This window comes from Corallococcus sp. AB032C, assembly GCF_003668935.1.
In the GTDB taxonomy this organism is placed as follows: Bacteria; Myxococcota; Myxococcia; order Myxococcales; family Myxococcaceae; genus Corallococcus; species Corallococcus exiguus.
Map to the genome: position 1 here is coordinate 93,953 of NZ_RAWP01000016.1, position 22,114 is coordinate 116,066.

Genomic DNA, 22,114 nt, shown 5'->3' on the forward strand with positions numbered 1-22,114 from the left:
AGGCATGGAACCCCGTGCGGACGGGCCCGGGGAGGCACGGCACCGCCGCCTGGCAGGGGGTCAGCCTGGGTCCTCCGGAGGGGCGCGCCCCGCGGACATCGCGAGCGGCGCCAGGTGGGCCCTCTGCGCGGACACCGCCGCCTCGGCGTCCGCTCTCGCGGCCTCGGCTTCCGCCCGGCGGGCCTGGGCCGCGTGGACGGAGGCCTCGCGCTCCATCAGGCCGACGTGGACCCGGGCCCGCTGACCGTCCCCCGCGGCCCACGTCCGCTCGGAGTCGTTGCCCCCCAGCATCGCCACGGCCTGATCCGCCAGTGAGACGACCTTCAGCGCCTGGGCCCGCTGCACGCAGGCCTGGGAGAGGACGCCATAGGCCTCCGCCTGCGCCCGGGCCGCCGTGGCCTCCTGCCGCCGGGCCGCCGCCCGGGCCTCCAGGGCGTGCCCCCGCGGGTCCGTCCGCCCTGCCTTCCGTTGGGATGTCATCAGGTCCTTCCTGGTGGGAGGCCACCTACATGCCCCGTGGCGCGCACACCCCTCAAAGCTAGGAACGCCCTCCAGGGCTGCCCACCCGCCAGGACGAGGCGTGTGGTTCCAATCGGAAGTTTCCAGAAAATTCCAGGGAGGCTGGCCAGGAAGGAGAGGGGTGGGTCATACTCGGGAAGTGCCCGGGTCACTGTCATCCTTGGGGCGGCATCCTGCCGACCAGGGCACCCAACTGTCGGTTCCAGGGGGAGCCACCATGTCGGAGATCAAGATTCGCGTCCTCATCGTGGACGATGACCCGGACCAGCTCGCGCTGACCGAACGCTCGTTGTCCTCGTACAACTTCGAGGTCCGCACCCACCGCTCGTCCCTGGGGGTCTCCAACCTGGTGCGCACCACGGCGCCGGACCTGGTGCTCCTGGACGTGAACATCCCCGCGCTGAGCGGCGACAAGGTGCTGGCGCTGGCCCGGCAGCAGGCGCCGGAGAACACCCGCTTCGTCCTCTACTCCGCCTCCGACGAGTCGAAGCTGCGCGCGCTGGCGCTGGCGGCGGGCGCGGACGGCTACCTGTCCAAGAGCACGCAGGGCGCGGACCTGGCGCGCAAGCTGGAGCGGCTGCACAAGCGCCCGCGCGTCGCCGCCGGCACCTGAGGCCCGCTACAACGGGGCTCATTCGCCCACGAGCGCGCCGACCTCCAGGAACACCTGCCGGAAGTCACCCTGCGCGCCCACGAGGCGCAGGTTCTGCGCCAACCCCCCGGTGGCCCGGAAGAACATCATCGCCTCCGGGGGCGGCCGGATGCGCATGATGCGCGCGGCGTTGCGCGTGAAGTGGTTGCGCATGTCGCGGTTGATGTCGCAGGTGCCGTAGTCATACGGCGAGCTGCGCATGGGCCGCCCGGCGATGTGGAGCACCTCGCGCAGGAGCAGCTCCGCCTCCGCCTCCGGCAGCTCCACGGAGAAGCCCACCTCGCGGCACAGGCCCAGCACGTCCAGCGTCTCCAGCCGCAGCGCCTGCTGGAACATGCGGCGGTTGGCCGTGACGAAGCCCGGGCTGAAGCGCTTGATGGAGCCGAAGTCCAGCAGGCCCATGCGCCCGTCCGGCATCACCATGAAGTTGCCGGGGTGCGGGTCGGCGTGGATTTCGCCCGCGTCCAGGAAGGGCCCGTAGGTGGCGCGGATGAGCTGGCGCGCGACCCGGAAGCGCTCGTCGGGGCCCGGCGACGTCGTCACCCAATCCTTGAGCGTCTGGCCTTCCAACAGCTCCAGCGTGAGCACGCGGTGGGCGCTGCGCTCCTCGATGACCTGGGGCACGTACAGGTCCGGCAGACGCGCCACGCTCTTCGCGAAGCTCCGCGCGAGCTTCGCCTCGCGGCGGTAGTCCAGCTCCAGCATGAGCTCGTCGCGGAACTCCTGGAAGTACGCGGTGCCGTCCATCATCCGCGACGTCTTGGACACCGTCTTCACGACGAAGCCCAGGTTGTCCATGTCGTGGCCCATGGACACGTCGATGCCGGGGTACTGCACCTTCACGGCGACGGGGCGGCCGTCGTGCAGCACCGCGCGGTGCACCTGACCGAGCGACGCGGCGGCGAGCGCTTCCGGGGAGAACTCCTTGAACAGCGCCTCCGGCGGCGCGCCCAGCTCCTCCTGCACCACGCGCGACACCTGCGCGTAGGACATGGCGGGGGCCTGGTTCTGCAGCCGGGCCATCATCTGCCGCACCTCTGGCGTGAGCAGGTCCGGGTCCATGGACAGGGCCTGGCCCAGCTTCATGGCCGCGCCCTTCATCTCCCCCAGCGTGGCCACCAGCTTCTCCGCGGTGCCCAGGCTGAGCAGCTCCGAGGGGTTCGTCCCGGAGAGCTTCTTCGCGCCCGTCTTGAGCACCTCCGAGCCCACGTGCAGGGAGAGGCCCGCCAGCTTGCGCAGGCGGTTGAAGCGCCCCTGGGGCGGCAGCTTGTCGTCGGGTTCGGAAGCCATGGGAGAGGAAAGGATTAACGAAGACTCCTCTCCCATACGCAAGACGCCCCGGGGTGAATGCGAGCCCGGCACCCCTACCGGGGAGCGGCCGAGCCCCGCACCCGGGCCCGGAGGAAGCGCCAGCGCTTGAGCCCCTCCAGGTCCAGCGGGTCCGCGCGGACCGCCAGCTCGTAAGCGGCGAGCGCCTCCTCCAGCCGGCCCACGGACGCGAGCGCGTCTCCGGACAGGCGGTGGACGGCGGCGCGGCCCTCGCGGCCGGTGTTGCCCGCGAGGAAGCGGCGGCGGCACTGCTCCAGCATGGTGGCGGTGAGGCCCGCGGCGAGGCACCGCTCGATGCCCTCCACGTTGCCGAGCGTGGCGTCGTACTCCACGCGCCGCTCCACGTGGCCCAGCGTGTGGAGCGCTCCGGCCATGCGCTCCAGCGCGCGGTCCACCTGGGCGCGCTGGCCGTCCGACAGCGGGCGGGCCTTGAGCAGCTCCAGCGCCCCGCGAGCGCGCTGGGCCGCGGTGCGCACGGACTCCAGCGTGGCGTCGCGCGGCAGCTCCAGCACGGCGTACGGGTCCCCGGCGAGCCGCCGGCGGAACCCCTGGAGGACGGCCTCTGCTTGCGCGTCCTCGGGCGTGGGGATGGCGGCGGTGGCGGCGGCCTGCGCGGACGTGGCGCGGGGGGCGTTGCGAAGCTGGGCCAGCTGGGCCTGGAAGGCGGGGCTGGCGTCGCGCAGCTGCACGCCGAAGCCCGGGGACATGTTCCACGACTGGGCCTGCTCGGCGGTGACGTGGCGCACCACCTGCGCGGTGCACGGCAGCTCGCCGCCGGGCAGCCGCAGCACCAGCGACACCTCCGACAGGAGCGCGGGCGGCGGGGTGGCCAGCTGGAAGAAGAGGCCGGAGCGGCCCACCCACTCGCCCTTGAGCTCCACGGGGGCCTGCGTGCCCTGGCCGCGCAGCAACACGGTGAGCGGAGGTGCGGAGGGTGCGGGCGGCGGCGCGAGCGATGCCTCCAGGGCCGTGCGCAGCTCCGCGGCGGAGGCGAAGCGGTGTTCGGGCCGCTTGGCCAGCGCGCGCAGGAGCACCCGCGACAGGGCCTCCGGCACGGCGGGGTTCAGTTCGTGCGGCGGGACGGGCTCCTTCTGCAGGTGACCCACCAGGATTTCGGCGGCGGTGCGGCCGTAGAAGGGCACCTGGCCGGTGAGCAGCAGGTACGCGAGCACGCCGGCCGCGTACAGGTCGCTGCGCGCGTCCACGATGCCGTCGCCGCACTGCTCGGGGGCCATGAACTCCGGCGTGCCCAGGAGGACGCCCACTTCGGTGGTCATCTCCCCGGCGGGGCGGGACAGGAGCTTGGCGATGCCGAAGTCGAGCAGCTTCACCCGCTGCTTGCCGCTGGGGCTGGGGACGAGGAAGACGTTGGCGGGCTTCAGGTCGCGGTGGACGATGCCGTGCGCGTGCGCGGCGCCCAGGGCGTCACACACCTGCACCATCAGGTCCACCACCAGCGCCGCGGCCATGGGGCCGCGAGCGAAGTTGGCCAGGCTGTCGCCCTCCAGGTACTCCATGACCAGGTACGGGCGCCCTTCGCGCGAGTCCAGGTCATAGAGGGTGACGACGTTCTCGTGCTGCACCAGCGTGAGCGTGCGGGCCTCGGAGAGGAAGCGCGCGACGAGCTCCGGGGCCTGGGCCAGGTGCGCGTGGAGCACCTTGATGGCCACCCGCTTCTGGATGAGCGTGTGCTCCGCGAGGAACACGGTGCCCATGCCGCCGCGGCCCAGCTCGCGCACGACGCGGAAGCGGCCGAACTCCTGGCCCACGAGGGAAGGCACCACGGGCGTGGGAGACGACATGGGCGTGGGCGGAGCGGGCAGCGACGCCGCGGGTCCCGGCGGCGGCGTGCCAGCGTAGAGGAGCGTGCCGCCGTTGAGGTCCAGCCCGCGCATCAGCGTGGGACACGCCTCCGCGTCCGAGTGGGGCTGACCGCAAGAGCAGATGAGAGGCGACTGGGCGAGCACGAGGGACCGGTAACCAGGGAAGGCGATGCGGGGGTAAGGACAGCGTCAGCGGCCGATGCGAGCGGTGTGCCAGGAACCGGGATTTTCCGGTTCGCGCGGACGGGCGCGCCAACCGGTTGATCCGCTTCGCTTTTGCGACACTCGGATGCGGCCTGGGTCCCAGCTCATCGGCAGACACCCCTCGGTTGCGGGGAGTTTTTACAGCCCCGGGACGGAACAGTTTTCCGTCCAGCACATCCCAATACGTTCAGCCCGCAAGACCTTGGGCAACTTCCGCCCTGCCTTCCCTTCAACCGTCCTGCCGCGCCGCGAAAGTCCCTCAACGATGACAGCACGCGGTGCGGGTTTCCAGTGCGCAGCGACACGAACATCCACGCTGGAAAACATCTCGTTCAGTCTCGAAGTAAGCCGCGATTGCGCGGATGGCAGTGGGAGCCTGGAAGGCCCTGTAGCGCGTGAGGAACGTACGGATCCGATGGTGTCAGGAGGCCGACAAATCGGCCTGGGATGAAGTGTCCTGCGCGGATGGCGGGGGTTTCCGGGCTTCTGGCGGGACGCGGCTGCGTGCGGTGGGGACGCGGGGTCCGTCACCCGTCCTGCATCAACTTCTTCAGCCAGAACCAGCGCCCGTTGGAGCGGAGCGCGCCGGCCAGGAACTCGGAAAACGAGCTGGCTATCTGGGGGCACTGCGCTGGATCCGGGAAGCGTTCGCGGAAGCCGTCGCGCAGGGGATAGCGGCCGTCGTGCTGCTGGCTCACGTCGAGCAGGACGTAGTTCCCATCGCGGACCTCGCAGAGGGCGTACCAGGACGCGGGCCCCGCCCGGTCCGTGTCGTCCTGGCTCATGACGATCCGCGCGCGGCGGAGCTCCGACAGCGGGGGGAAGGAGAACGCGGGGTCGACGCGGTCGAACAGGTCCGCGCCGTCGCAGTGCAGGTAGAAGGCGCGGAGGTCCGGGTCCAAGCGCCATCCGACGCGTTGCTCGAAGGCATCGAGCTGCGCGGGGGTCGCGGGAGGGCGTGCGTGGTGGAGGCGCGAGACCTCTTCGAGCAGGGCACTCATCGACATGGGGTTACTCGCCATAGGGGTAGTTCGGGCCCACGCCGGTCCACGGGGGCTGGTTCGCGTAGCACTGGGCCTACAGCCCGTTCAGCGTCTGATGGATGTCCTTGGGGAACGGGATGATGTTGTCCCAGTCCGTGGGATTGCCACCATGGCTGAGGTCCCGGATGTGGTGGCCCTGGTAGGGCTTCCCGTTGGCCTCGGTGGGCCATGCACCGAAGCGCTCGGCCCAGCGGCCTCGGAATCCGTCGCGGATGTTGTCCCAACGGTCGCGGGCCGCGGCATTCTGGGCCGTGGTAAGCGTCCCGTAGTTGCAACAACATTGCGTCATGCCAAACCGGCTCCCTGCTCGCACAATCGAGCCCTCGAAGTCCATCTTCACGTCCGCGAGCCACATGCAGCCCTGAAGGACATAGCCGGTGCCAGAACACTTCTCCCGGCAGTAGTCCATGAGCTGGGCGCTGCACTGCCATGGGCCGTAGTGAATGACGGTGCGGAACTGCCCACCTCCGGGCACGTTCACCAAGGGGCCCACCCACTTCCGGGCACTGCTGGTGGGAGTGGGCGTCGGCCCTTCGGCGCATGTGCTGAGGAATAAGGTACTCACCAGCAGGAATCTGCACGGCCAGGCGGGTTCATTGCTCTTGATTGTCATGGCCGCACCCTGCTGCTCGCCGAAGCGGACCGAGTTCGCGGGCGTGCGGTCGACCGGGGTGCCGTTCGTCCTGTCACCGGAAACGTCGTGGGCTCGCGGCTGGCGGACCGTGCGTTGATGGCCACCCTTACGCCATGAGCACGCAAGCCCCGCGCAGGCTGAACGACGGGAACTCGCTTCCTCCCATGGGCTTCGGCACCTGGCCGCTCACGGGCGACGAAGCGGCGGTGGCGGTGGAGACGGCGCTGGACCGGGGCCACCGGTTGGGCGGCGACCCGAACGTGCACGTCGAGCTGTAGGGGGAGCAGGCCATGAGGTTCCATCGCAAGGTGGGAGTGCTTGCATTGGCGCTCGCGTCGCTCACCGCGTGGGCGGAGGACGCGGTGGACTTCTCCACGCGTCCCACCGGCACACTGGAGGTGGTGGCGCGCTTCGATGGGCCGGGCCCATCGGGCATCGCGGTCACGCCGGACGGGCGCGTGTTCGTGGGCTTCCCGAGACACGCGGAGGACCACAAGGGCGCGACGCTGGCGGAACTGGTTCGAGGCACGCTGGTCCCCTTCCCCAACGCGGCCATGAGCCTGCCGTCGAACCTGCCCGCCGCGCAGCGCCTGCTGTCCGTGCACGGGATGACCACCGATTCAAAGGGCAACGTGTGGGTGATCGACGACGGCAAGCGCGCGGGCATCCAGGGCATCCCGGATGGCGGGGCCAAGGTCGTGGGCTTCAACCCGGCGACTCGCGAGGTCATCGCCAGCGTGGTGATCCGCGCGCCCGCGCTGCTGCCTGACAGTCACCTCAACGACCTGCGCGTGGACCTGACCCACGGCGCGAAGGGCACGGCGTACATCAGCGATTCCTCGTTCGGCACGTCGCCCGCGCTCGTGGTGGTGGACCTGGCCACGGGGAGGCAGCGCCGGGTGCTGGCCACGCATCCGTCCACCCAGCCGGAGCAGGACTTCCTGGCGCTGCTGGAGGGAAAGCCGCTGCGCTACGACCCGAAGCACCCGACCTTCCCAGTGGGCGGAGCGGACGGCATCGCGCTGAGCACGGACTCACGCCGTCTGTATTACGCGCCGCTGACGAGCCGACGGCTCTACAGCATTCCGACGGACGTGGTGTCGGACCTCGACGTGCCGGAGCGCACGTTGGCGGCGGCGGTGAAGGACGAGGGAGAGAAGGGCTTCGCGGATGGCCTGGCCATGGACACGCAAGACCGGCTGTACATCACCGATGGCGAGCACCACTCCATCCTGCGCCGCTGGCCAGATGGCCACTTCGACGTGGTGGCGCGGGATGCGCGCATTGTCTGGCCTGACGGCATCTTCGCCACGGCGGGACATGTCTACGTGACGCTCGGGCAGTGGAACCGGCTGCCGTCGTTCAATGGCGGCAAGGACCTGCGCGAACCGCCCTATCTGTTGATGCGCGCACCCCTGGAGACAACGGCTCCGGTGGATGCCACACGGATGAAGAAGTGAGGAGCAAGGCCATGCGTTTACGGTTTGTGTGGAGGGTGGCCCTGGTGACCGTGCTGGGGCTGGGCGGAGCCGCCTGGGACCGCGAATCCGCTGCCACGGCGCCAGGACAAGCACCTGTCTTCAGCTACTGGCACAACTGGACGGATGACCATGGGGTCAGCCACATGACCCGGTGTCCCGTGCGGAGCTTCGACCTGAAGAGCATGTCTCCGCCCGCCGATCCGCAATGGCAGGCACACCAGCCGCCCGGCGGGGCCCAGGTCGTCTTCACGGTCCAACCCAACGGATGGAATGGATCCTGGCACGAGGACCCGAAGGTCCAGTGGATCATCCCCCTCTCCGGAACATGGTTCGTCGAGGCGATGGACGGCACACGCGTGGAGCTGGGGCCAGGTCAGGTGTCCCTGGGCGAGGACCTGAACACCCGGCCGGACGCACAGGGCCGAAAGGGCCATCTCTCCGGGAACGTCACCCCCGGTCCCGTGACGCTGATGGTCGTGCAACTCGCGGAGAAGCCCACCGTCAATCAACCGTGCCGGTTCAAGTGACGGCGGATGTCTTCGCTATGGCGGCGCGAACTGGACGTCTGGCTTCACGTCCGCCAGCAATCCGAGCACTTCATCCCGGTAGGGCAATCCCGCCTGCGCCCCCAACCGCGTCGTCGCGATGGCGGCGGCTGCATGCGCGAAGCGCGCGGCGGAGAGGAGCGGCTGGGACTCGGCGAGGGCGACACAGAGGGCAGCGGAGAAGGCATCCCCCGCTCCGGTGGTATCCACTGTGTCCACCGGCAGCTCAGGCAGCCACGCCTCTTCCTCCCGCGACACCAGCAGACTGCCCCCAGGCGCCGCGATGATGGCCGCCCCCACGCCGCGCATCAGCAGATTGCGAGCAGCCCGCCGCGCGGAAGCACGGTCATGCACCCGGACGCCCGTCAGCGTCCGCGCCTCGGAGGCGTTGGGCCGGATGACGTGCACATCCTCCAGCAACACCTCCGGCAGCGGCACGGCCGGCGCGGGATCCAGCACCACCCGGACACCGGCCGCTCGCGCCAGACGGACCGCCGCCTGGACCGCGTCCAGCGGCACCTCCAATTGCACGAGCAATACCCTCGCGGTGGCGATCCGCTCCGCGCTCCGCAACACATCCCGGATGGAAAGTCTGTGATTGGCGCCCGGGGAGAAGAAGGTCTGCTTCCTCCCGTGTCCATCCACCATCACCAGCACCGCGCCAGAAGGCGCCTTCGGATCAGGCACCACCCCCTCCAGCGCGACGCCCTCCCGTTCCAGCAACGCCACCTGCCTCAGGCCACGCCCATCCGTCCCCACCCGCGCCACCAGCGAGGCTCGCGCCCCCAGCCTCACGGCGGCCACCGCGCCGTTGGCTCCCTTGCCTCCGAGCGCCTCCTGGAAGACGTCACCCTCGGCGCTGCCTCCCGGCTCAGGCAGCGACGGCCCGCGCACCAGGTAGTCCGTGGCCACGCCCCCTACCACCACGATGTGCGGGCTCATGGCGGAGCCTCGCCGGACGGCTGTTGCCGTGCTGCCGTGGCCAGGTGCTGGAGGAACCAGTCCCGGGCCAGCCGGGCCGCCTGCTCCAGCGTCCCCGGCTCCTCGAAGAGGTGGGTCGCCCCGGGGACAATCTCCAGCCGTTTGTGCGTGCGCAGCGCCGCCAGCGCCTCCTGATTGAGCGCAATCACTTGCGTGTCATCTCCACCCACGATGAGCAGGGTGGGCGCCCGCACCGCCGGCAGCACGGCACCCGCGAGATCCGGTCGACCGCCCCGGGACACCACCGCCTGGATGGCTTCGGGCATCCGCCCCGCGGCCACCAGCGCCGCACCCGCCCCCGTGCTCGAACCCATCAACCCCAGCGGCTGGCCTCCCAGCCCTGGCACCCGTTCCAGCCACCGCGTGGCTCCCACCAGCCGCCGCGCCAGCAACTCGATGTCGAAGCGCAGGTGCCGCGTCCGCCGCTCCGCCTCCTCCTCCCCCAGCGTGAGCAGGTCCATGAGCAGGGTCGCCAGCCCCGCCTGCTGCATCACTCCCGCGACGTACCGGTTGCGCGGACTGAAGCGGCTACTGCCGCTGCCATGCGCGAACAGCACCACGCCCGAAGCCGACTCCGGCACGCTCAGCGTTCCCTCCAACCCCACGCCGGGCTCCGCCTCCAGCCGCACCGCGTGCTCTGAAATTCTGTGCTCAGCCATGTCTCAAACCTCCGCTGGACTCACGGCGCCACCGTGCGCCGCGCGCGCCAACAGCTCGCGCACCTCGTCGTCGGTGGTCTGCGTGAAGTCCTCGAACCATTGGCCCACCGCGTAGAACGGCTCTGGGGTGTGGACGCAGACGACCGCGTCCGCTTCGCGCTCGAACTCCGCGCACGTCTCCGGCGCGCCCACCCCCACGCCCACCACGATGCGCGCGGGCTTCTGCTGACGAAGCGCCCGGAGCGCCGCCCGCATCGTCGAGCCCGTGGCCAGCCCGTCATCCACCAGGATCACCGTGCGCCCTTCGACCCGCGCGGGAGGCCTGCCGTCGCGGAAGAGCTGCTCCCTCCGGACCAGCTCCCGCCCCTCGCGCTCGGCGGCCGCGGCGATGGCCGACTGGGAAATCCCCAGCCTTCGCACGACACCCGCGTTGAGGACCGTGACGCCTCCGGTGGCGATGGCCCCCATGGCCAGCTCCTCGTGCCCCGGCGTGCCGAGCTTGCGCACCACGAACACGTCCAGCGGCACCCCGAGGATTCGAGCGACCTCGAAGCCCACGGGCACACCGCCGCGCGGCAACGCCAACACCAACAGGTCACCCCCTCCGCCAAGCAGGACGCGGAGCCGTTGGCCCAACGCACGGCCGGCGTCGACGCGGTCTCGAAACAGTTGCATGCCATGCCCCAGGGTCCGGAGAAGACGTCCTCCTCCTTGAGGTGGAAGACATGTCGGATGGCAGCAAGGGCACCCTGCCCGCCCGCTCGCATCACGCCCGAGTGACTGATTCAGCCATCAACCATTAACAAACATTTACATCCGACTTCGTGCACATGACGCGAGGCGTTACCTGCCTATGGTCTGTTCCGCGTCAAACCCCGCACGAGTGCGTCAAAACCCAACGCAGGGAGTCCCCATGTCGAAGGTCTACGAAGCTCCGGGTCAGAAGGGCAGCAAGGTCGAGTACAAGAGCCGTTACGGCAACTACATCGGCGGTGAGTTCGTCCCGCCCGTGAAGGGCCAGTACTTCGAGAACATCAGCCCCGTCACCGGCCGCCCCTTCTGCGAGATTCCCCGCTCCACGGCGGAGGACATCGAGAAGGCGCTCGACGCCGCGCACAAGGCGAAGGACGCGTGGGGCCGTACCGCCGCGGGCGAGCGGGCCAACATCCTGCTGAAGATCGCCGACCGCATGGAGCAGAACCTGGAGATGCTCGCCGTCTCCGAGACGTGGGACAACGGCAAGCCCATCCGCGAGACGCTCGCCGCGGACCTGCCGCTCGCCATCGACCACTTCCGCTACTTCGCCGGTTGTATCCGGGCGCAGGAAGGGTCGCTCAGCCAGTTGGATGACAACACCGTCGCGTACCACTTCACGGAGCCGCTCGGCGTCGTGGGGCAGATCATCCCGTGGAACTTCCCGCTGCTCATGGCCGCATGGAAGCTGGCCCCCGCGCTCGCCGCCGGCAACTGCGTGGTCCTCAAGCCCGCGGAGCAGACCCCCGTCACCATCCTCAAGTTCGCGGAGCTGGTGGGCGACCTGCTCCCCCCCGGCGTGTTCAACATCGTGAACGGCTTCGGCATCGAGGCCGGCAAGCCGCTCGCCAGCAACAAGCGCATCTCGAAGATTGCCTTCACGGGTGAGACGACCACCGGCCGCCTCATCATGCAGTACGCCTCCGAGAACATCATCCCCGTCACCCTGGAGCTGGGCGGCAAGTCCCCCAACATCTTCTTCGAGGACGTCTTCGCCAAGGACGACGACTTCGCCCAGAAGGCGCTGGAGGGCTTCGCCATGTTCGCCCTCAACCAGGGCGAGGTCTGCACCTGCCCGTCCCGCTCGCTGGTCGCCGAGCGCTTCTACGACGACTTCATCGCCAAGGCGGTGGAGCGCACCAGGCGCATCGTGCAGGGCAACCCGTTGGACGTCTCCACGCAGATTGGCGCGCAGGCGTCCAATGATCAGCTGGAGAAGATCCTCAGCTACCTGGACATCGGCAAGAAGGAGGGCGCCAAGGTGCTGACCGGCGGCGGCCGCAAGTCGCTGTCCGGCGCGCTGGCGGAGGGCTACTACGTGGAGCCCACCATCTTCGAGGGCCACAACAAGATGCGCGTGTTCCAGGAGGAGATCTTCGGCCCCGTCGTCGCGGTGGCGAAGTTCAAGGACGCCGAGGACGCGCTCGCCATGGCCAATGACACGCTCTACGGCCTGGGCGCCGGCGTGTGGACGCGCGACAACAGCACCGCGTACCGCATGGGCCGCGGCATCCAGGCGGGCCGCGTCTGGGTGAACTGCTACCACCTGTACCCCGCGCACGCGGCGTTCGGCGGCTACAAGCAGTCCGGCATCGGGCGCGAGACGCACAAGATGATGCTCAATCACTACCAGCAGACGAAGAACCTGCTCGTCAGCTACGACCCGAAGCCCATGGGCTTCTTCTAAGGACGCCCCGCATGCCCGTGCCGCGCGTCGAGGTCACGCCGGCCGCCGAGGCCCTGCTCCACAAGATGCAGGGCCTTCACGGTCCGCTCCTCTTCCACCAGTCCGGCGGCTGCTGCGACGGCAGCGCGCCCATGTGCTTCCCGCGCGGCGACTTCCGCGTGGGCCAGGAGGACGTGTACCTGGGCGACATCGTCCGCACGCCCTTCTACATGTCCGGCCCGCAGTTCGAGCTCTGGCGCCACACCCACCTCACCGTGGACGTGGTGCCCGGTCGCGGCAGCGGCTTCTCCGTCGAAGCCCCTGAAGGCGTGCGCTTCCTCATCCGCTCACGCCTGTTCACCGACGACGAGTACCGCGCGCTCGAACAGGAAGGGCCGCCGCCCAAGGGGCCCCAGCACTGAAGAGGCCGCGCCCTTCGCCTCCCTCACGTCTCCGGGGGAGGCGGGGGCGGCGCTTCGACCGTGTTCCGGGGCAGCCGCAGCGTGAAGGTGGCGCCCTGCCCTGGCTGGCTGTCCACGTCGATGCGGCCGCCCAGCGCCTCGACAATCTGGCGGCTGATGTAGAGCCCCAGGCCCATGCCGCCGTAGTGCCGCTCGCTCACGGCGCGCTCGAAGCGGCCGAAGAGGCGCGGCAGCGCGTCCGCCTCGATGCCGATGCCCTCGTCGCGCACCTCCACCCAGGCCTCGTCGCGCGAATCCACGCCCGCGCGCACCGACACCGGGTGGCCGGCGCCGTACTTCGCCGCGTTGGAGAGCAGGTTCACCAGCACCTGGTCCAACCGCAGCGCGTCCCACTGGCCCGTCAGCGTGCGCGGCAGCTCCAGTTCGAGCGTGCACCGCGCCTGGGCGAACACGTCCCCCAGGCGCTCCACCGCGTCGCGCGTCAACTGCACCAGGTCCACCTCCGCGCGCTCCAGCGACAGCTTGCCCAGGGACAGCCGGCTCACGTCCAGCAGGTTGTCCACCAGCGCCGTCAGCCGGAGCACCTGCCGCTGCGCGGTGTTGAGCCTCCCCGTCACGGGCCCGGGCGTGCCCACTGTCTCCAGCGCCCGGCCAATGAGGTTGTGCTGGAGGATGAGGCTGGTGAGCGGCGTCTTCAATTCGTGGCTCGCCACGGAGAGGAACTCGTCGCGCAGCCGCACCGCGGACTGGGCGTCGTGGAACAGGCGCGCGTTCTCCAGCGCCACGCTCACGCGCAGCGCCAGCTCCTCCGCCATCGTCACGTCCGCGGCCACCAGCGTGCGCTGTGGCTCCGCGGTGAACAGCGTGATGACGCCCAGCGTGCGGCCGCGCGCACGCAACGGCACCGACAGCACGGACGTGGGCGCCAGGCGATCCACCAGCGACCGGTGCTCGGCGCTCGTGGAGACGTCGTCGCAGCGCTTGAAGTCCAGTCGTGACAGGAAGCAGACCTCCCCGGTGCGGAAGCACTGGAGCGCCGGGTGCGCGGGCCCCCGGTCCGTGCCTCCCAGGGCCGCATGGAGGCGCGCGTCGTGCTCGGCCACGCGGTGGGCCGCTGTCACCCGCCGCAGGGTGCCGTCCGGCGCGGCCAGGTCCACCAGACAGCCGGTGGCCACGTGGTCCACCACCAGCCGCGCCACCTCCGGCAGCGCCTCCTCCACGTCGTCCAGGCGCAGCGCCAGCACGCGGCTCGCGTCCAGCAACAGCTGCAACCGCTCCTCGGCCTCCTTGCGCCGGGTGACGTCCGCCATGGCGCCGGTGAGCTCCGTCACCTTCCCGTCCGGTCCGCCGATGGACTGCCCCACGCTGTGCAGCCAGCGCACGCCGCCGTCGCGGCGAATCACCCGGAACTCCAGCTCGAAGAAGCCCGGCGGCTCACTCTGGTAGCGGTGGAACTCCGCCTCCACGTGCGGCCGGTCCCCGGGATGCAGCCGCGCCAGCATGTCGCCCACCGGCACCGACGAGTCCACCGCCGGCAGGCCCAACATGTGGTTGAGCGCCGCGTCGCGCAGCTCCTTGCCGCGCACCAGGTCCAGGCGCCAGGTCCCCATGTCGCCCGTCACCAGCGCCTGCCGCAGCCGCTCCGTGCGCTCGCGCAGCGCTTCGTAGAGCGCGGCCCGCTCCAGCGCCTGCGCGCACTGGTGCGCCAGCGCCTCCAGGAACGTGCGCTCCTCGGCGGGGAAGACGCGAGCCTCCGGCCACCCAAGCAGCAGCAGGCCCCGCGCGCGGGTCTCCCCCCACAGCGGCACCACCGCGCGAGCCCCCGGCCCCTGGCGGCGCGCGAACTCCGCGCCCTCCGGGTGGCGTGCGACGAACTCCTCCAGCGTCCCGAACCACTTCGCCTCGCGCCGGGGGGCCGGGTCCGTCCCGTCCGGCGGCCGGGTGAACGACGCCAGCGCGTCTTCCGGGTAGCCCAACACGCGCAGCGGGCGCATGAGGCCGTCCTCCTCCAACGCCAGCACCGCGACGCGCGTGGCCCCGCTCGCCTCCCACACCTCTCGCGCCAGCACCTGCGCCACCGCGTCCTCGGTGGCCGCGCGGGACAGGGCCGCCGTCACCGCCTGCAGCCGCGCCGTGCGTGCCTGGGCCTGACGGGCCTCGCCATACAGGCGCGCGTTGTCCAGCGACAACGCCGCCCGGCGGGCCAGCTCGCGCGCCAGCTCCAGGTCCTGCTCACCAAAGCGTCCGGCCGTACCGGACATCAATGACAGACTTCCCAGCACCCGCCCGCGCGCCACCAGCGGCACCACCATCACGGAGCGGCACCCCAGGCGCCACGTCTCCTCCAGGGCCGCGTTCCCCCGTGCCGCCGCCAGGAAGGCCTGTTCGGGCACGTCCGGGATGAGGCGGGCCTCGCCGGTGCGCAGCACGTGGGCCATGTTCTGGGAGCCGTTCTCCTGGAGGGCCCAGCGCTCTCCAATGGCATACACGGTGGGTACGAGCGAGGGGTCCCGGTGCGTCGCGGCCCTTCGCACCACCTGGTTCGAAGGCGTGACGACGTCCACCGCGCACCAGTCCGCGAACACCGGCACCACCAGCTCCGCCAATTCGCGCAGCACCGTGGGCTCGTCCAGCGACGACGCCAGCACCTCACCCGCGCGGGCCAGGAACGCGAAGCGGCCCTCCTCCGCGGAGGATGACACCTCGCGCGTGACGGACAGGGACACGGGCGCGACAGTCTCCACGGCGGCGGCCTCACGCGTGACGGCCTCGCCTCCGCTCCCGGACACGGGGACCCCGTCGTCCGCCGTCACGGCGGACGGCGGCGGTAGCTCGGTCGAAGGCTCGATGGACGGTTCGGGCATGGAGCGCGGGCCACGGCGTCACGGGGATGACGCCTCACCAGTGGGATGTTCCGATAATGACGGCCCCGACCTGCCACAAGCCTCCCCGGCCACCGGATTCCTGGCGAGTGTCCGGCAGGCAACCCGCCCGGCCTGCCTGCCCTCGCGCAGTGCCTCAGCCCGCCGCGACGTCCGGTGAAGGCGGGTTCCACCACACCGCCCCCTTCTCCTGGATGGCGGTGTGCGCCCGCTCCCGCAGCACCGCCTGCATCCTCGCGGCGTCCAGGGGCTGGAAGGCCGCGGCGGATTGCAGCGCGGCGTCCTGTTCGTTCGGGAAGCCCATCCCCATCAACATCACGTCCGGAGCCAACGTCAGCGTGTATTGCACGCACTCCGCCACCGACAGGTGCGGCGGCACCGGCGTGTCGCGCGTCTCTCCGCCGGAGCTCCCCGTGTCCCCCAACAGCTTGCCCGCGCCGAACGTCTTGAAGGACACCACGCCCACTCCGTGCGGTCCGCCAGGTCGCCAATGCCCACCGCCGTCGCGGTGAAGCCCGTGCGCCCGAGCACGCGGCGCGGGGTGAAGCGGGGAAGCGATGTCGTGGTCATGAGCAGTCCCTCCGTCAGGCCAGGGAGGAGAACAGCACCTCACCGCGCCTGGCGCCCCGTGCGGTTCTTGTCCCAGATGGCTCCGAGGATGAGCAGGTAGGCCATCAGGCGGACGACATACAGGTAGTGGATGCGCTCGGCGTCAAGGGTGGGCGCCAGCAGCGCGCCCAGCAGGTTGTGGACGCCCATCAGCGTGAAGGCCAGGGAGAACAGCGCGAACAGCCGGTCCTTCGACTGGCGATAGAAGCGCAGGAAGAACAGGGCGCACGCCAGGTACGCCATCAACACCGCGCCATCCAGCAGGATCTTCATCATGGCGTCCCCCCCATTGCGTCAGGACACGTCCCAGATGAGGCCGAAGAGCAGCACGCCGGCCCCCACCAGCGATGTAACGGTGCGCTCCAGCGACAGGTCGCTCGCGGGGATCAACACCAGGTCCACGAAGAGCAGCACGTTGTTCAGCGTGAAGACCGTGAAGCACAGGCCGCTGTAGAGCAGCAGCTTCATCCGCGTGCGCCGCCAGGCCCGCAGCAGCAGCACCGCGCACGCCAGACTCGTCAACGCGCACAGGATGTAGACCGCCTCAGCCATGTCCGTCGCCGTCCTTGTCCTTCTTGATCACGAACGCGTCCGCGAAGCCCCTCACCCTGTCCATGGGGCGTGAGAAGATGAACGAAATCACACTCACGCGCCGCGCCGAGTACGCCATCGCCAGCTCCGCCGTGGCCTGAACGTCCTCCGAGCGGCCGGGGCTGAAGCGGTAGGCGTCCTCCGCTACCCCATCCTGGAGAAGCAGCCCTCCTGTCTTCAGCTCCGCCATGCGGCGGGCCGCTGAGGCTTCGGTGATGCGCAGTTCCAGGGCAACCGCCGGCGCCGACCACGCCCGCTCCGTCCGGGCGCGAAGCAGGAGGAGCACCTCCAGCTTCTCGATGGAATCGATGTGCGTCGTGAGGAAGCGCTGGACCCGTGGTGAGAGGCCGGCGTCAGTCACGTCTCCACCTATGGACCCAGATACTTTGTGAATCAACCTTTTCGGTGGGGGCGGTTGTTCACAGTTACACACGAGCCCGGCCGCCTGCCTGGTCAGGGTACGTCACGCCAGGGGCCGCCTGATTCCGCCTAGTTGCGAACGCGGGGGGCGGGGGCGCGGACGCGGACGTCCATGCGCGCGTCGCCGGCCACCATGCTGCTCAGGGCCTCCGGCTGGGCCGGGGACAGGCGGGCCACGGCGCGCAGGGCGGCCACCAGGATGAGGGACTCCAGGCTGGAGGGCACGGACAGCCCCTCGGGGCCGGCCTTCACGGGCAGGGGCAGCCGGGGCGCGCGGCCGGCGGCGGTCAGCGCGTCCACGGCGTAGGCGGGGCGGGCCTCCAGCGACACGGTGATGGCGGGCAGGGCCTGCGCCTCCTTGTCGGCGCCGTGCACCTGGAGCTCCAAGAGCCGCCCCAGTGAACCGGGGGACAGGTAGAGGGCCAGTCCCGACGGGCCCTCGTCGTCGCCGTGGAATACGCAGCCTTCGTAGGTGTGCTCGTGCGCGCCCGTCACGTCCACGGTGAAGGCCTGGCTGTCATCCCAGTGCGTCCAGGGCTTCGCGTCCCAGAACTCGGTGGCGGCCTGGACGAAGAGCAGCGCCTTGTCGCTGCCCAGCCCGGACACCCCCATCTGGCCCCACGCGAGGAAGGTGGCGATGGCCGCCCGGGCGGAGAGCGCCGCCAGGGACGGCGGCGCCACGGACAGGCCCAGCGCCTCGGCGGCTTCCGCCAGGGCGGGCTCGCATGACACCTGGGATGGCTCCAGGCCGGCGATGAGGGCGCGCACGCCAGAGAGGTCCGTCTGTTCGAAGACGGGGGCGGACGGGTCGCCCGAGTCACCGATGCGCAGGTAGACGCCGGTGGTGCCCACGGAGAGGGGCACTGGACCCAGCTTGAGCAGGTGGAACATGGCGGACCCTCCGGGCACGCGGGCTTTCGCGTCACCCTCCCAGGACGCGAGGGTTCGCGTCCAGGGCCCTGCGGACCATCTTCATCAGGGCGCGGATGTCGAACGGCTTCTGGAGGAACTCCATGCCCGGGTGCAGGCGCTTGAGGCCGCTGACGTCCACTGCGCTCATGCCCAGCACGGGAATCTGGCGCAGCGTCGGGTCCTGCTGGATGCGCGCGATGAGCGCGGGGCCGTCCAGCACGGGCATCATCCAGTCCGTGAGCACCAGGTCCGGCTTCACCTCCGCCAGGCGCTCCAGGGCCTCGCGGCCATGGGACGCCGTGAGCACGCGGTAGCCCTCCTCCCTCAGAAGGTCCGCGAGCGCCTCCAGGATGCCCTGTTCGTCGTCCACCACCAGCACGGTCTCGGTCGCGGGAACCACGGAGCCTCTGGGGTCAGGAGTGGTTGCCCGGGAAGCGGGCGATGCCGGTGAGCAGCAACTCGGGCGACGGCTGGAAGGGCGGCTGGATCTCGATTCCCTGGGAGGTGATGAGGAACTCGCGCAGCGTCGGGTCGTAGTCCGCGTCGCGCAGCTTGAAGATGGACAGCAACCGCCTCAGGCGGCCATTGAGCTCCAGGTGGCGCATGAACAGCAGGTTCTCCGCCACGCCGGACAGGCCGGTGCCCAGGGGAACATCCATGTCCGGACCGAAGAGGCGCGGCGTCTCCAGCGTGAAGACGGTCGTCACACCGTGGCGTCGCAATTCCTGCGTGAGCGCGGCGAAGAAGGGGCTGATGCGCGCCGGCTCGTTCGTGGTCTCCACCATGGCGCTCAGGCCGTCCACGAACAGGCGTTTCACACCGCGTCTGCGCACGTCCTCCAGCAGCGTGTGCGCCACCAGGTCCAGGTTGCACTCGGCGGGCATGTTCCACTGGAGCACCAGCCGGCCGTCCTTCACCGCGCTGGCCAGGGACAACCCCACGTTGGCCGCCTTGTGCATCAGCCGGTCCGGCCCCTCGTAGAAGCTCACCATCAGGCAGGGCTCGCCCAGGCGCAGCCCTTCCGCCAGGTGGCTCACGCCGAGGATCGTCTTGCCGCACCCCGGGGGCCCCATCACCAGCGTGGTGGACGCCGCGGCGAAGCCCTCCGGAATCATGGCGTCCAGCGTGGGCACGCCGAAGCGCACGCGCTGCGTGCCCCAGTCCGGCGGCTGCGAGCGGCTGACCATCGTCTCCAGGCGGGGGAAGACCTCCAGGCCCGCCTCGGAGATGCGGAAGTGGTGCGAGCCATTGAGGCTGGCGCTGCCCCGGAACTTGCGCACCTGCAATTCGCGCCACGAACGCATGGCCGCCGTGCGCTCGCGCAGCTCCAGGATGCCGTCCACCATGGTGTATTCCGGGTGAACGGTGGGGCCCACGCTGCTCGTGAGCAGGAGCGCGGTGAAGCGGGACAGGCCGGCGGACACCTGGAGTTCGTGGATGAACTTCTTGAAGTCGCGGCTGCTGCCCGCGGCCTCCTGCGCCTGCACCAGGCCGTCCAGAACGAGGATGCCCGCGCCGTGGTTGCGCATCTCCCGGCGCAGGAGCTCCAGCAGGCCCGGCAGCCCCTGCTCCTCCAGCATGCGGAAGCCGCTGACGTAGTAGATGCGCTGGGGCAGTTGGGACGCGTCGAAGAACGCCATGCTGCGCAGGTTCGCCAGCATGCGCGAGTGCGACTCGGCCAGCAGCGTCACGTACAGACAGCGCGTGCCCTGTTGCGCCTGCGAGTAGCACAGCTGGTTGGCGAAGATGGTCTTCCCCGCGCCGGGCTCCCCCACCACGATGTAGACACCTGAGGCCACCAGGCCACCGCCCAGGATGGCGTCCAGTCCGGGAACGCCTGTCGCGATGCGCTCGAAGGCGGGAGGGTGCTGCTCGCTAGGGGACATGACGACCGCTCATACCGTAAAACCCGGGGTGTCGCCCTGGGAGATTCGCGCCGGGGCCCCCTGAACGCCTGGAGCCCTCACACCGTGGAAACCCTCGTCCGGTTCGCCGAAGGCCTGGGCCGCTTCTCCGCGCGCTTCGTCCCCAGCGCCTTCTCCATCGCGGTGCTGCTCACCCTGCTCACCATGGCGCTGGCCATGGGCTGGGTGGGCGCCGCGCCGCCGGTGGTGCTGGACGCGTGGGGCGGAGGCTTCTGGGAGCTGCTCACCTTCTCCATGCAGATGGCGCTGGTGATGTTCACCGGCTACCTGCTCGCGCTCACCGCCCCGGTGAAGGCAATGCTGGAGTGGGTGGCCGGCCTGCCGAAGAGCCCCCGGAGCGCCACCGCGCTGATGGCGGCGGTGTCCATGGCGCTCGCGTACTTCAACTGGGGCCTGTCGCTCGTCGCCAGCGCCATGCTGGTGCGCTTCATCGCGCGCAGGCGTCCGGACGTGGACTACCGGCTGCTGGTGGCCTGCGCCTACTTCGGCCTGGGCGCCACGTGGCACGCGGGCCTGTCCGCCTCCGCGCCGCTGCTGGTGGCGACGCCAGGGCACTTCCTGGAGAAGCAGCTGGGGGTCATCCCCATCGACCGGACGCTGTTCTCCGCCTTCAACGTGGGCCTCACGCTGGCCGCGGTGGCGCTGCTCACGGCGCTGGCGTGGGCGCTGCATCCGTCTCCCGAGCGCACCGTGCGCGTGGAGCCCGCGGTGCTGGAGAAGCTGGGAGACTTCGTTCCGCCGCAGAAGCCCCAAGGGCGCTTGAGCCCCGCGGAGTGGCTGGACCACGCGTGGCTGCTCAACACCCTCTTCGGGGTGCTGGGCCTGGCGTGGTTCGCGCGGCACCTGTGGCTGAACGGCGGCTGGAAGGCGCTCAACCTCAACGTGGTGAACTTCACCTTCCTCACGTTGGCGGTGCTGCTGCACGGCACGCCCGCGCGGCTGCTCAAGGCGAGCGAGGAGGCCGCGAGCGTGCTGCACGGCATCGTGCTGCAGTTCCCGCTGTACGCGGGCATCTACGGCATCTTCAAGGCCACGGGGCTCACGGACCGCATCGGGGAGCTCTTCGTGTCGCTGTCCACGCAGCAGACGTTCCCGGCCATCGTGTACCTGTACAGCGGCGTGGTGAACTACTTCGTGCCTTCTGGAGGTTCCAAGTGGGCCATTGAAGCACCCTACCTGCTGGACGCTGCGGGACGGTTGGGCGTGGCGCCGGAGAAGGTGGTGCTGGCGTACGCGTGGGGCGACATGGCCACCGACCTCATCCAGCCCTTCTGGGCGCTGCCGCTGCTGGCGGTGGCCCGCTTGGAGTTCAAGGACATCCTCGGCTTCCTCCTGGTGGCCTTCCTCGCGTACCTGCCGCTGGTGACGCTCGGCTTCTTCCTGTTCGGGTAGCGCGGCGCGGCGTCCCCGGTGCGAAACCCTGGAATCCGGGGCTTGGGGAATGGCGCGGGATGTTTCATGGTAGACAGGCAAACCCAGGGGCCGGACGTGGGCCGGCCGCCTTCAACATCACCGAGGGGACCCCAAGACATGAAGAGCCTGATCAACGGAAGCGTGCTGTGCGCGGTGCTGGGTGTGGCGACGGTGGCGGGAGCGCAGGAGGCGGCGGCGCCGGCGGCGGAGTCCGTGAAGGCCCCCAGCGCGGACGCGATTCGCGACACCTGGAACTACTTCTACAAGGGCCAGGGCCAGGGTCCCGTGCTGGTGGAGGCCAAGCTCTGCACGGACGTGGCCAAGGACGGCCCCAACAAGTACGAGTGCACCGCCGAGGTGGGCCCCGAGGGCGTCAAGGCGAACACCAACGTGATGCTGTGGCAGAGCTACCTGGTGCCCCAGGGCGACTCCATCGATGACCTGACGGTGCAGGTGAAGCAGGGCACCACCGTGCGTGAGACGAAGGACGTGAAGGTGAAGGGCGACGGCTGGCGCGCGCGGCAGTGGACCGGCGTGCGGCTGCCCAAGGCCGGCAACTGGACCGTGGCGGTCATGCGCGGCGACCAGGTCCTCAAGGAAGTGAATGTGACGGTGACGGGGAAGTAATCCGCCGTCCCATCCCAGCCATAC

At 70.2% G+C, this 22,114-nt stretch carries 24 protein-coding genes; 8 read left to right on the forward strand and 16 right to left on the reverse strand.

Going from position 1 to position 22,114, the window contains the following annotated elements; genetic code table 11:
- Positions 1-60: 60 nt before the first annotated feature.
- On the reverse strand, positions 61-480 hold the full coding sequence (locus D7X99_RS09980; RefSeq protein ID WP_121777556.1) for a hypothetical protein: 420 nt from the start codon (positions 478-480) through the stop codon (positions 61-63).
- Between the two features lie 256 nt (positions 481-736).
- Between D7X99_RS09980 and D7X99_RS09985 the strand changes: the two genes are divergently transcribed.
- Entirely contained in the window at positions 737-1,132 is a 396-nt protein-coding gene (locus tag D7X99_RS09985; protein ID WP_120593894.1) for a response regulator, read from the forward strand.
- 18 nt (positions 1,133-1,150) lie between these two features.
- Here the strand turns inward: D7X99_RS09985 and D7X99_RS09990 are convergent, their stop codons facing one another.
- From D7X99_RS09990 to D7X99_RS10005, 4 genes are all read right to left on the reverse strand, one after another.
- Positions 1,151-2,461, reverse strand: coding sequence for an AarF/ABC1/UbiB kinase family protein (locus tag D7X99_RS09990; protein WP_121777557.1), 1,311 nt, complete (start codon positions 2,459-2,461; stop codon positions 1,151-1,153).
- Positions 2,462-2,535: 74 nt separating this feature from the next.
- Entirely contained in the window at positions 2,536-4,395 is a 1,860-nt protein-coding gene (locus tag D7X99_RS09995; protein WP_211483838.1) for a serine/threonine-protein kinase, read from the reverse strand.
- 659 nt (positions 4,396-5,054) lie between these two features.
- The gene (locus D7X99_RS10000) at positions 5,055-5,534 is read right to left on the reverse strand and encodes an SMI1/KNR4 family protein (RefSeq protein ID WP_121777559.1); all 480 of its coding nucleotides are present in this window, start codon (positions 5,532-5,534) and stop codon (positions 5,055-5,057) included.
- 70 nt (positions 5,535-5,604) lie between these two features.
- Positions 5,605-6,051 (reverse strand): hypothetical protein, encoded by a 447-nt coding sequence (locus tag D7X99_RS10005; RefSeq protein ID WP_233613254.1) that lies wholly within the window; start codon positions 6,049-6,051, stop codon positions 5,605-5,607.
- 266 nt (positions 6,052-6,317) lie between these two features.
- Here D7X99_RS10005 and D7X99_RS42745 point away from each other — a divergent pair, with 266 nt between their 5' ends.
- Genes D7X99_RS42745 through D7X99_RS10015 form a run of 3 tightly spaced genes read left to right on the forward strand, consistent with a single transcriptional unit; the run spans position 6,318 to position 8,212 of the window.
- Complete coding sequence (locus D7X99_RS42745) at positions 6,318-6,482, forward strand: hypothetical protein (protein WP_158626968.1); 165 nt, start codon at positions 6,318-6,320, stop codon at positions 6,480-6,482.
- 12 nt (positions 6,483-6,494) lie between these two features.
- Positions 6,495-7,664: an L-dopachrome tautomerase-related protein gene (locus D7X99_RS10010; protein ID WP_121777560.1), complete on the forward strand. Its 1,170-nt coding sequence runs from the start codon at positions 6,495-6,497 to the stop codon at positions 7,662-7,664.
- Between the two features lie 11 nt (positions 7,665-7,675).
- Complete coding sequence (locus D7X99_RS10015) at positions 7,676-8,212, forward strand: cupin domain-containing protein (protein ID WP_121777561.1); 537 nt, start codon at positions 7,676-7,678, stop codon at positions 8,210-8,212.
- A 15-nt stretch (positions 8,213-8,227) separates the two neighbouring features.
- Here D7X99_RS10015 and D7X99_RS10020 read toward each other — a convergent pair whose 3' ends face one another.
- Genes D7X99_RS10020 through D7X99_RS43560 form a run of 3 tightly spaced genes read right to left on the reverse strand, consistent with a single transcriptional unit; the run spans position 8,228 to position 10,545 of the window.
- Entirely contained in the window at positions 8,228-9,172 is a 945-nt protein-coding gene (locus D7X99_RS10020) for a ribokinase (RefSeq protein ID WP_121777562.1), read from the reverse strand.
- Positions 9,169-9,870, reverse strand: a complete 702-nt coding sequence (locus D7X99_RS43555; RefSeq protein ID WP_121777563.1) for a dienelactone hydrolase family protein — start codon at positions 9,868-9,870, stop codon at positions 9,169-9,171. The genes D7X99_RS10020 and D7X99_RS43555 overlap by 4 nt, the downstream gene beginning before the upstream one ends.
- A gap of 3 nt (positions 9,871-9,873) precedes the next feature.
- The gene (locus tag D7X99_RS43560) at positions 9,874-10,545 is read right to left on the reverse strand and encodes a phosphoribosyltransferase (protein ID WP_121777564.1); all 672 of its coding nucleotides are present in this window, start codon (positions 10,543-10,545) and stop codon (positions 9,874-9,876) included.
- Between the two features lie 238 nt (positions 10,546-10,783).
- Between D7X99_RS43560 and adh the strand changes: the two genes are divergently transcribed.
- Entirely contained in the window at positions 10,784-12,310 is a 1,527-nt protein-coding gene (gene adh / locus D7X99_RS10035; RefSeq protein ID WP_121777565.1) for an aldehyde dehydrogenase, read from the forward strand.
- Between the two features lie 11 nt (positions 12,311-12,321).
- Complete coding sequence (locus D7X99_RS10040; protein WP_120593884.1) at positions 12,322-12,711, forward strand: DUF779 domain-containing protein; 390 nt, start codon at positions 12,322-12,324, stop codon at positions 12,709-12,711.
- A gap of 23 nt (positions 12,712-12,734) precedes the next feature.
- Here D7X99_RS10040 and D7X99_RS10045 read toward each other — a convergent pair whose 3' ends face one another.
- From D7X99_RS10045 to D7X99_RS10080, 8 genes are all read right to left on the reverse strand, one after another.
- Positions 12,735-15,575, reverse strand: a complete 2,841-nt coding sequence (locus D7X99_RS10045; RefSeq protein ID WP_121777566.1) for a GAF domain-containing protein — start codon at positions 15,573-15,575, stop codon at positions 12,735-12,737.
- Positions 15,576-15,729: 154 nt separating this feature from the next.
- On the reverse strand, positions 15,730-16,050 hold the full coding sequence (locus D7X99_RS10050) for a hypothetical protein (protein ID WP_199756329.1): 321 nt from the start codon (positions 16,048-16,050) through the stop codon (positions 15,730-15,732).
- Between the two features lie 152 nt (positions 16,051-16,202).
- Positions 16,203-16,475 carry a DUF5985 family protein gene (locus D7X99_RS10055; protein ID WP_121777583.1) on the reverse strand — a complete coding sequence of 91 codons (273 nt, stop codon included), beginning with the start codon at positions 16,473-16,475 and terminating at the stop codon, positions 16,203-16,205.
- 21 nt (positions 16,476-16,496) lie between these two features.
- On the reverse strand, positions 16,497-16,754 hold the full coding sequence (locus D7X99_RS10060; protein ID WP_121777567.1) for a DUF5985 family protein: 258 nt from the start codon (positions 16,752-16,754) through the stop codon (positions 16,497-16,499).
- Positions 16,747-17,154 (reverse strand): hypothetical protein, encoded by a 408-nt coding sequence (locus D7X99_RS10065; protein WP_121758212.1) that lies wholly within the window; start codon positions 17,152-17,154, stop codon positions 16,747-16,749. The genes D7X99_RS10060 and D7X99_RS10065 overlap by 8 nt, the downstream gene beginning before the upstream one ends.
- 128 nt (positions 17,155-17,282) lie before the next feature.
- A complete protein-coding gene (locus tag D7X99_RS10070) occupies positions 17,283-18,104 on the reverse strand; it encodes a hypothetical protein (RefSeq protein WP_121777568.1) in 822 nt (273 codons plus the stop codon).
- Positions 18,105-18,135: 31 nt separating this feature from the next.
- Positions 18,136-18,525 carry a response regulator gene (locus D7X99_RS10075; protein WP_120575175.1) on the reverse strand — a complete coding sequence of 130 codons (390 nt, stop codon included), beginning with the start codon at positions 18,523-18,525 and terminating at the stop codon, positions 18,136-18,138.
- 13 nt (positions 18,526-18,538) lie between these two features.
- Positions 18,539-20,011: an ATPase domain-containing protein gene (locus D7X99_RS10080; RefSeq protein WP_121777569.1), complete on the reverse strand. Its 1,473-nt coding sequence runs from the start codon at positions 20,009-20,011 to the stop codon at positions 18,539-18,541.
- An 84-nt stretch (positions 20,012-20,095) separates the two neighbouring features.
- Here D7X99_RS10080 and D7X99_RS10085 point away from each other — a divergent pair, with 84 nt between their 5' ends.
- Both D7X99_RS10085 and D7X99_RS10090 read left to right on the forward strand, forming a co-directional pair.
- Positions 20,096-21,442, forward strand: coding sequence for a short-chain fatty acid transporter (locus D7X99_RS10085; protein WP_121777570.1), 1,347 nt, complete (start codon positions 20,096-20,098; stop codon positions 21,440-21,442).
- Between the two features lie 138 nt (positions 21,443-21,580).
- A complete protein-coding gene (locus D7X99_RS10090; RefSeq protein ID WP_121777571.1) occupies positions 21,581-22,090 on the forward strand; it encodes a hypothetical protein in 510 nt (169 codons plus the stop codon).
- The last annotated feature ends 24 nt before the right edge of the window (positions 22,091-22,114 follow it).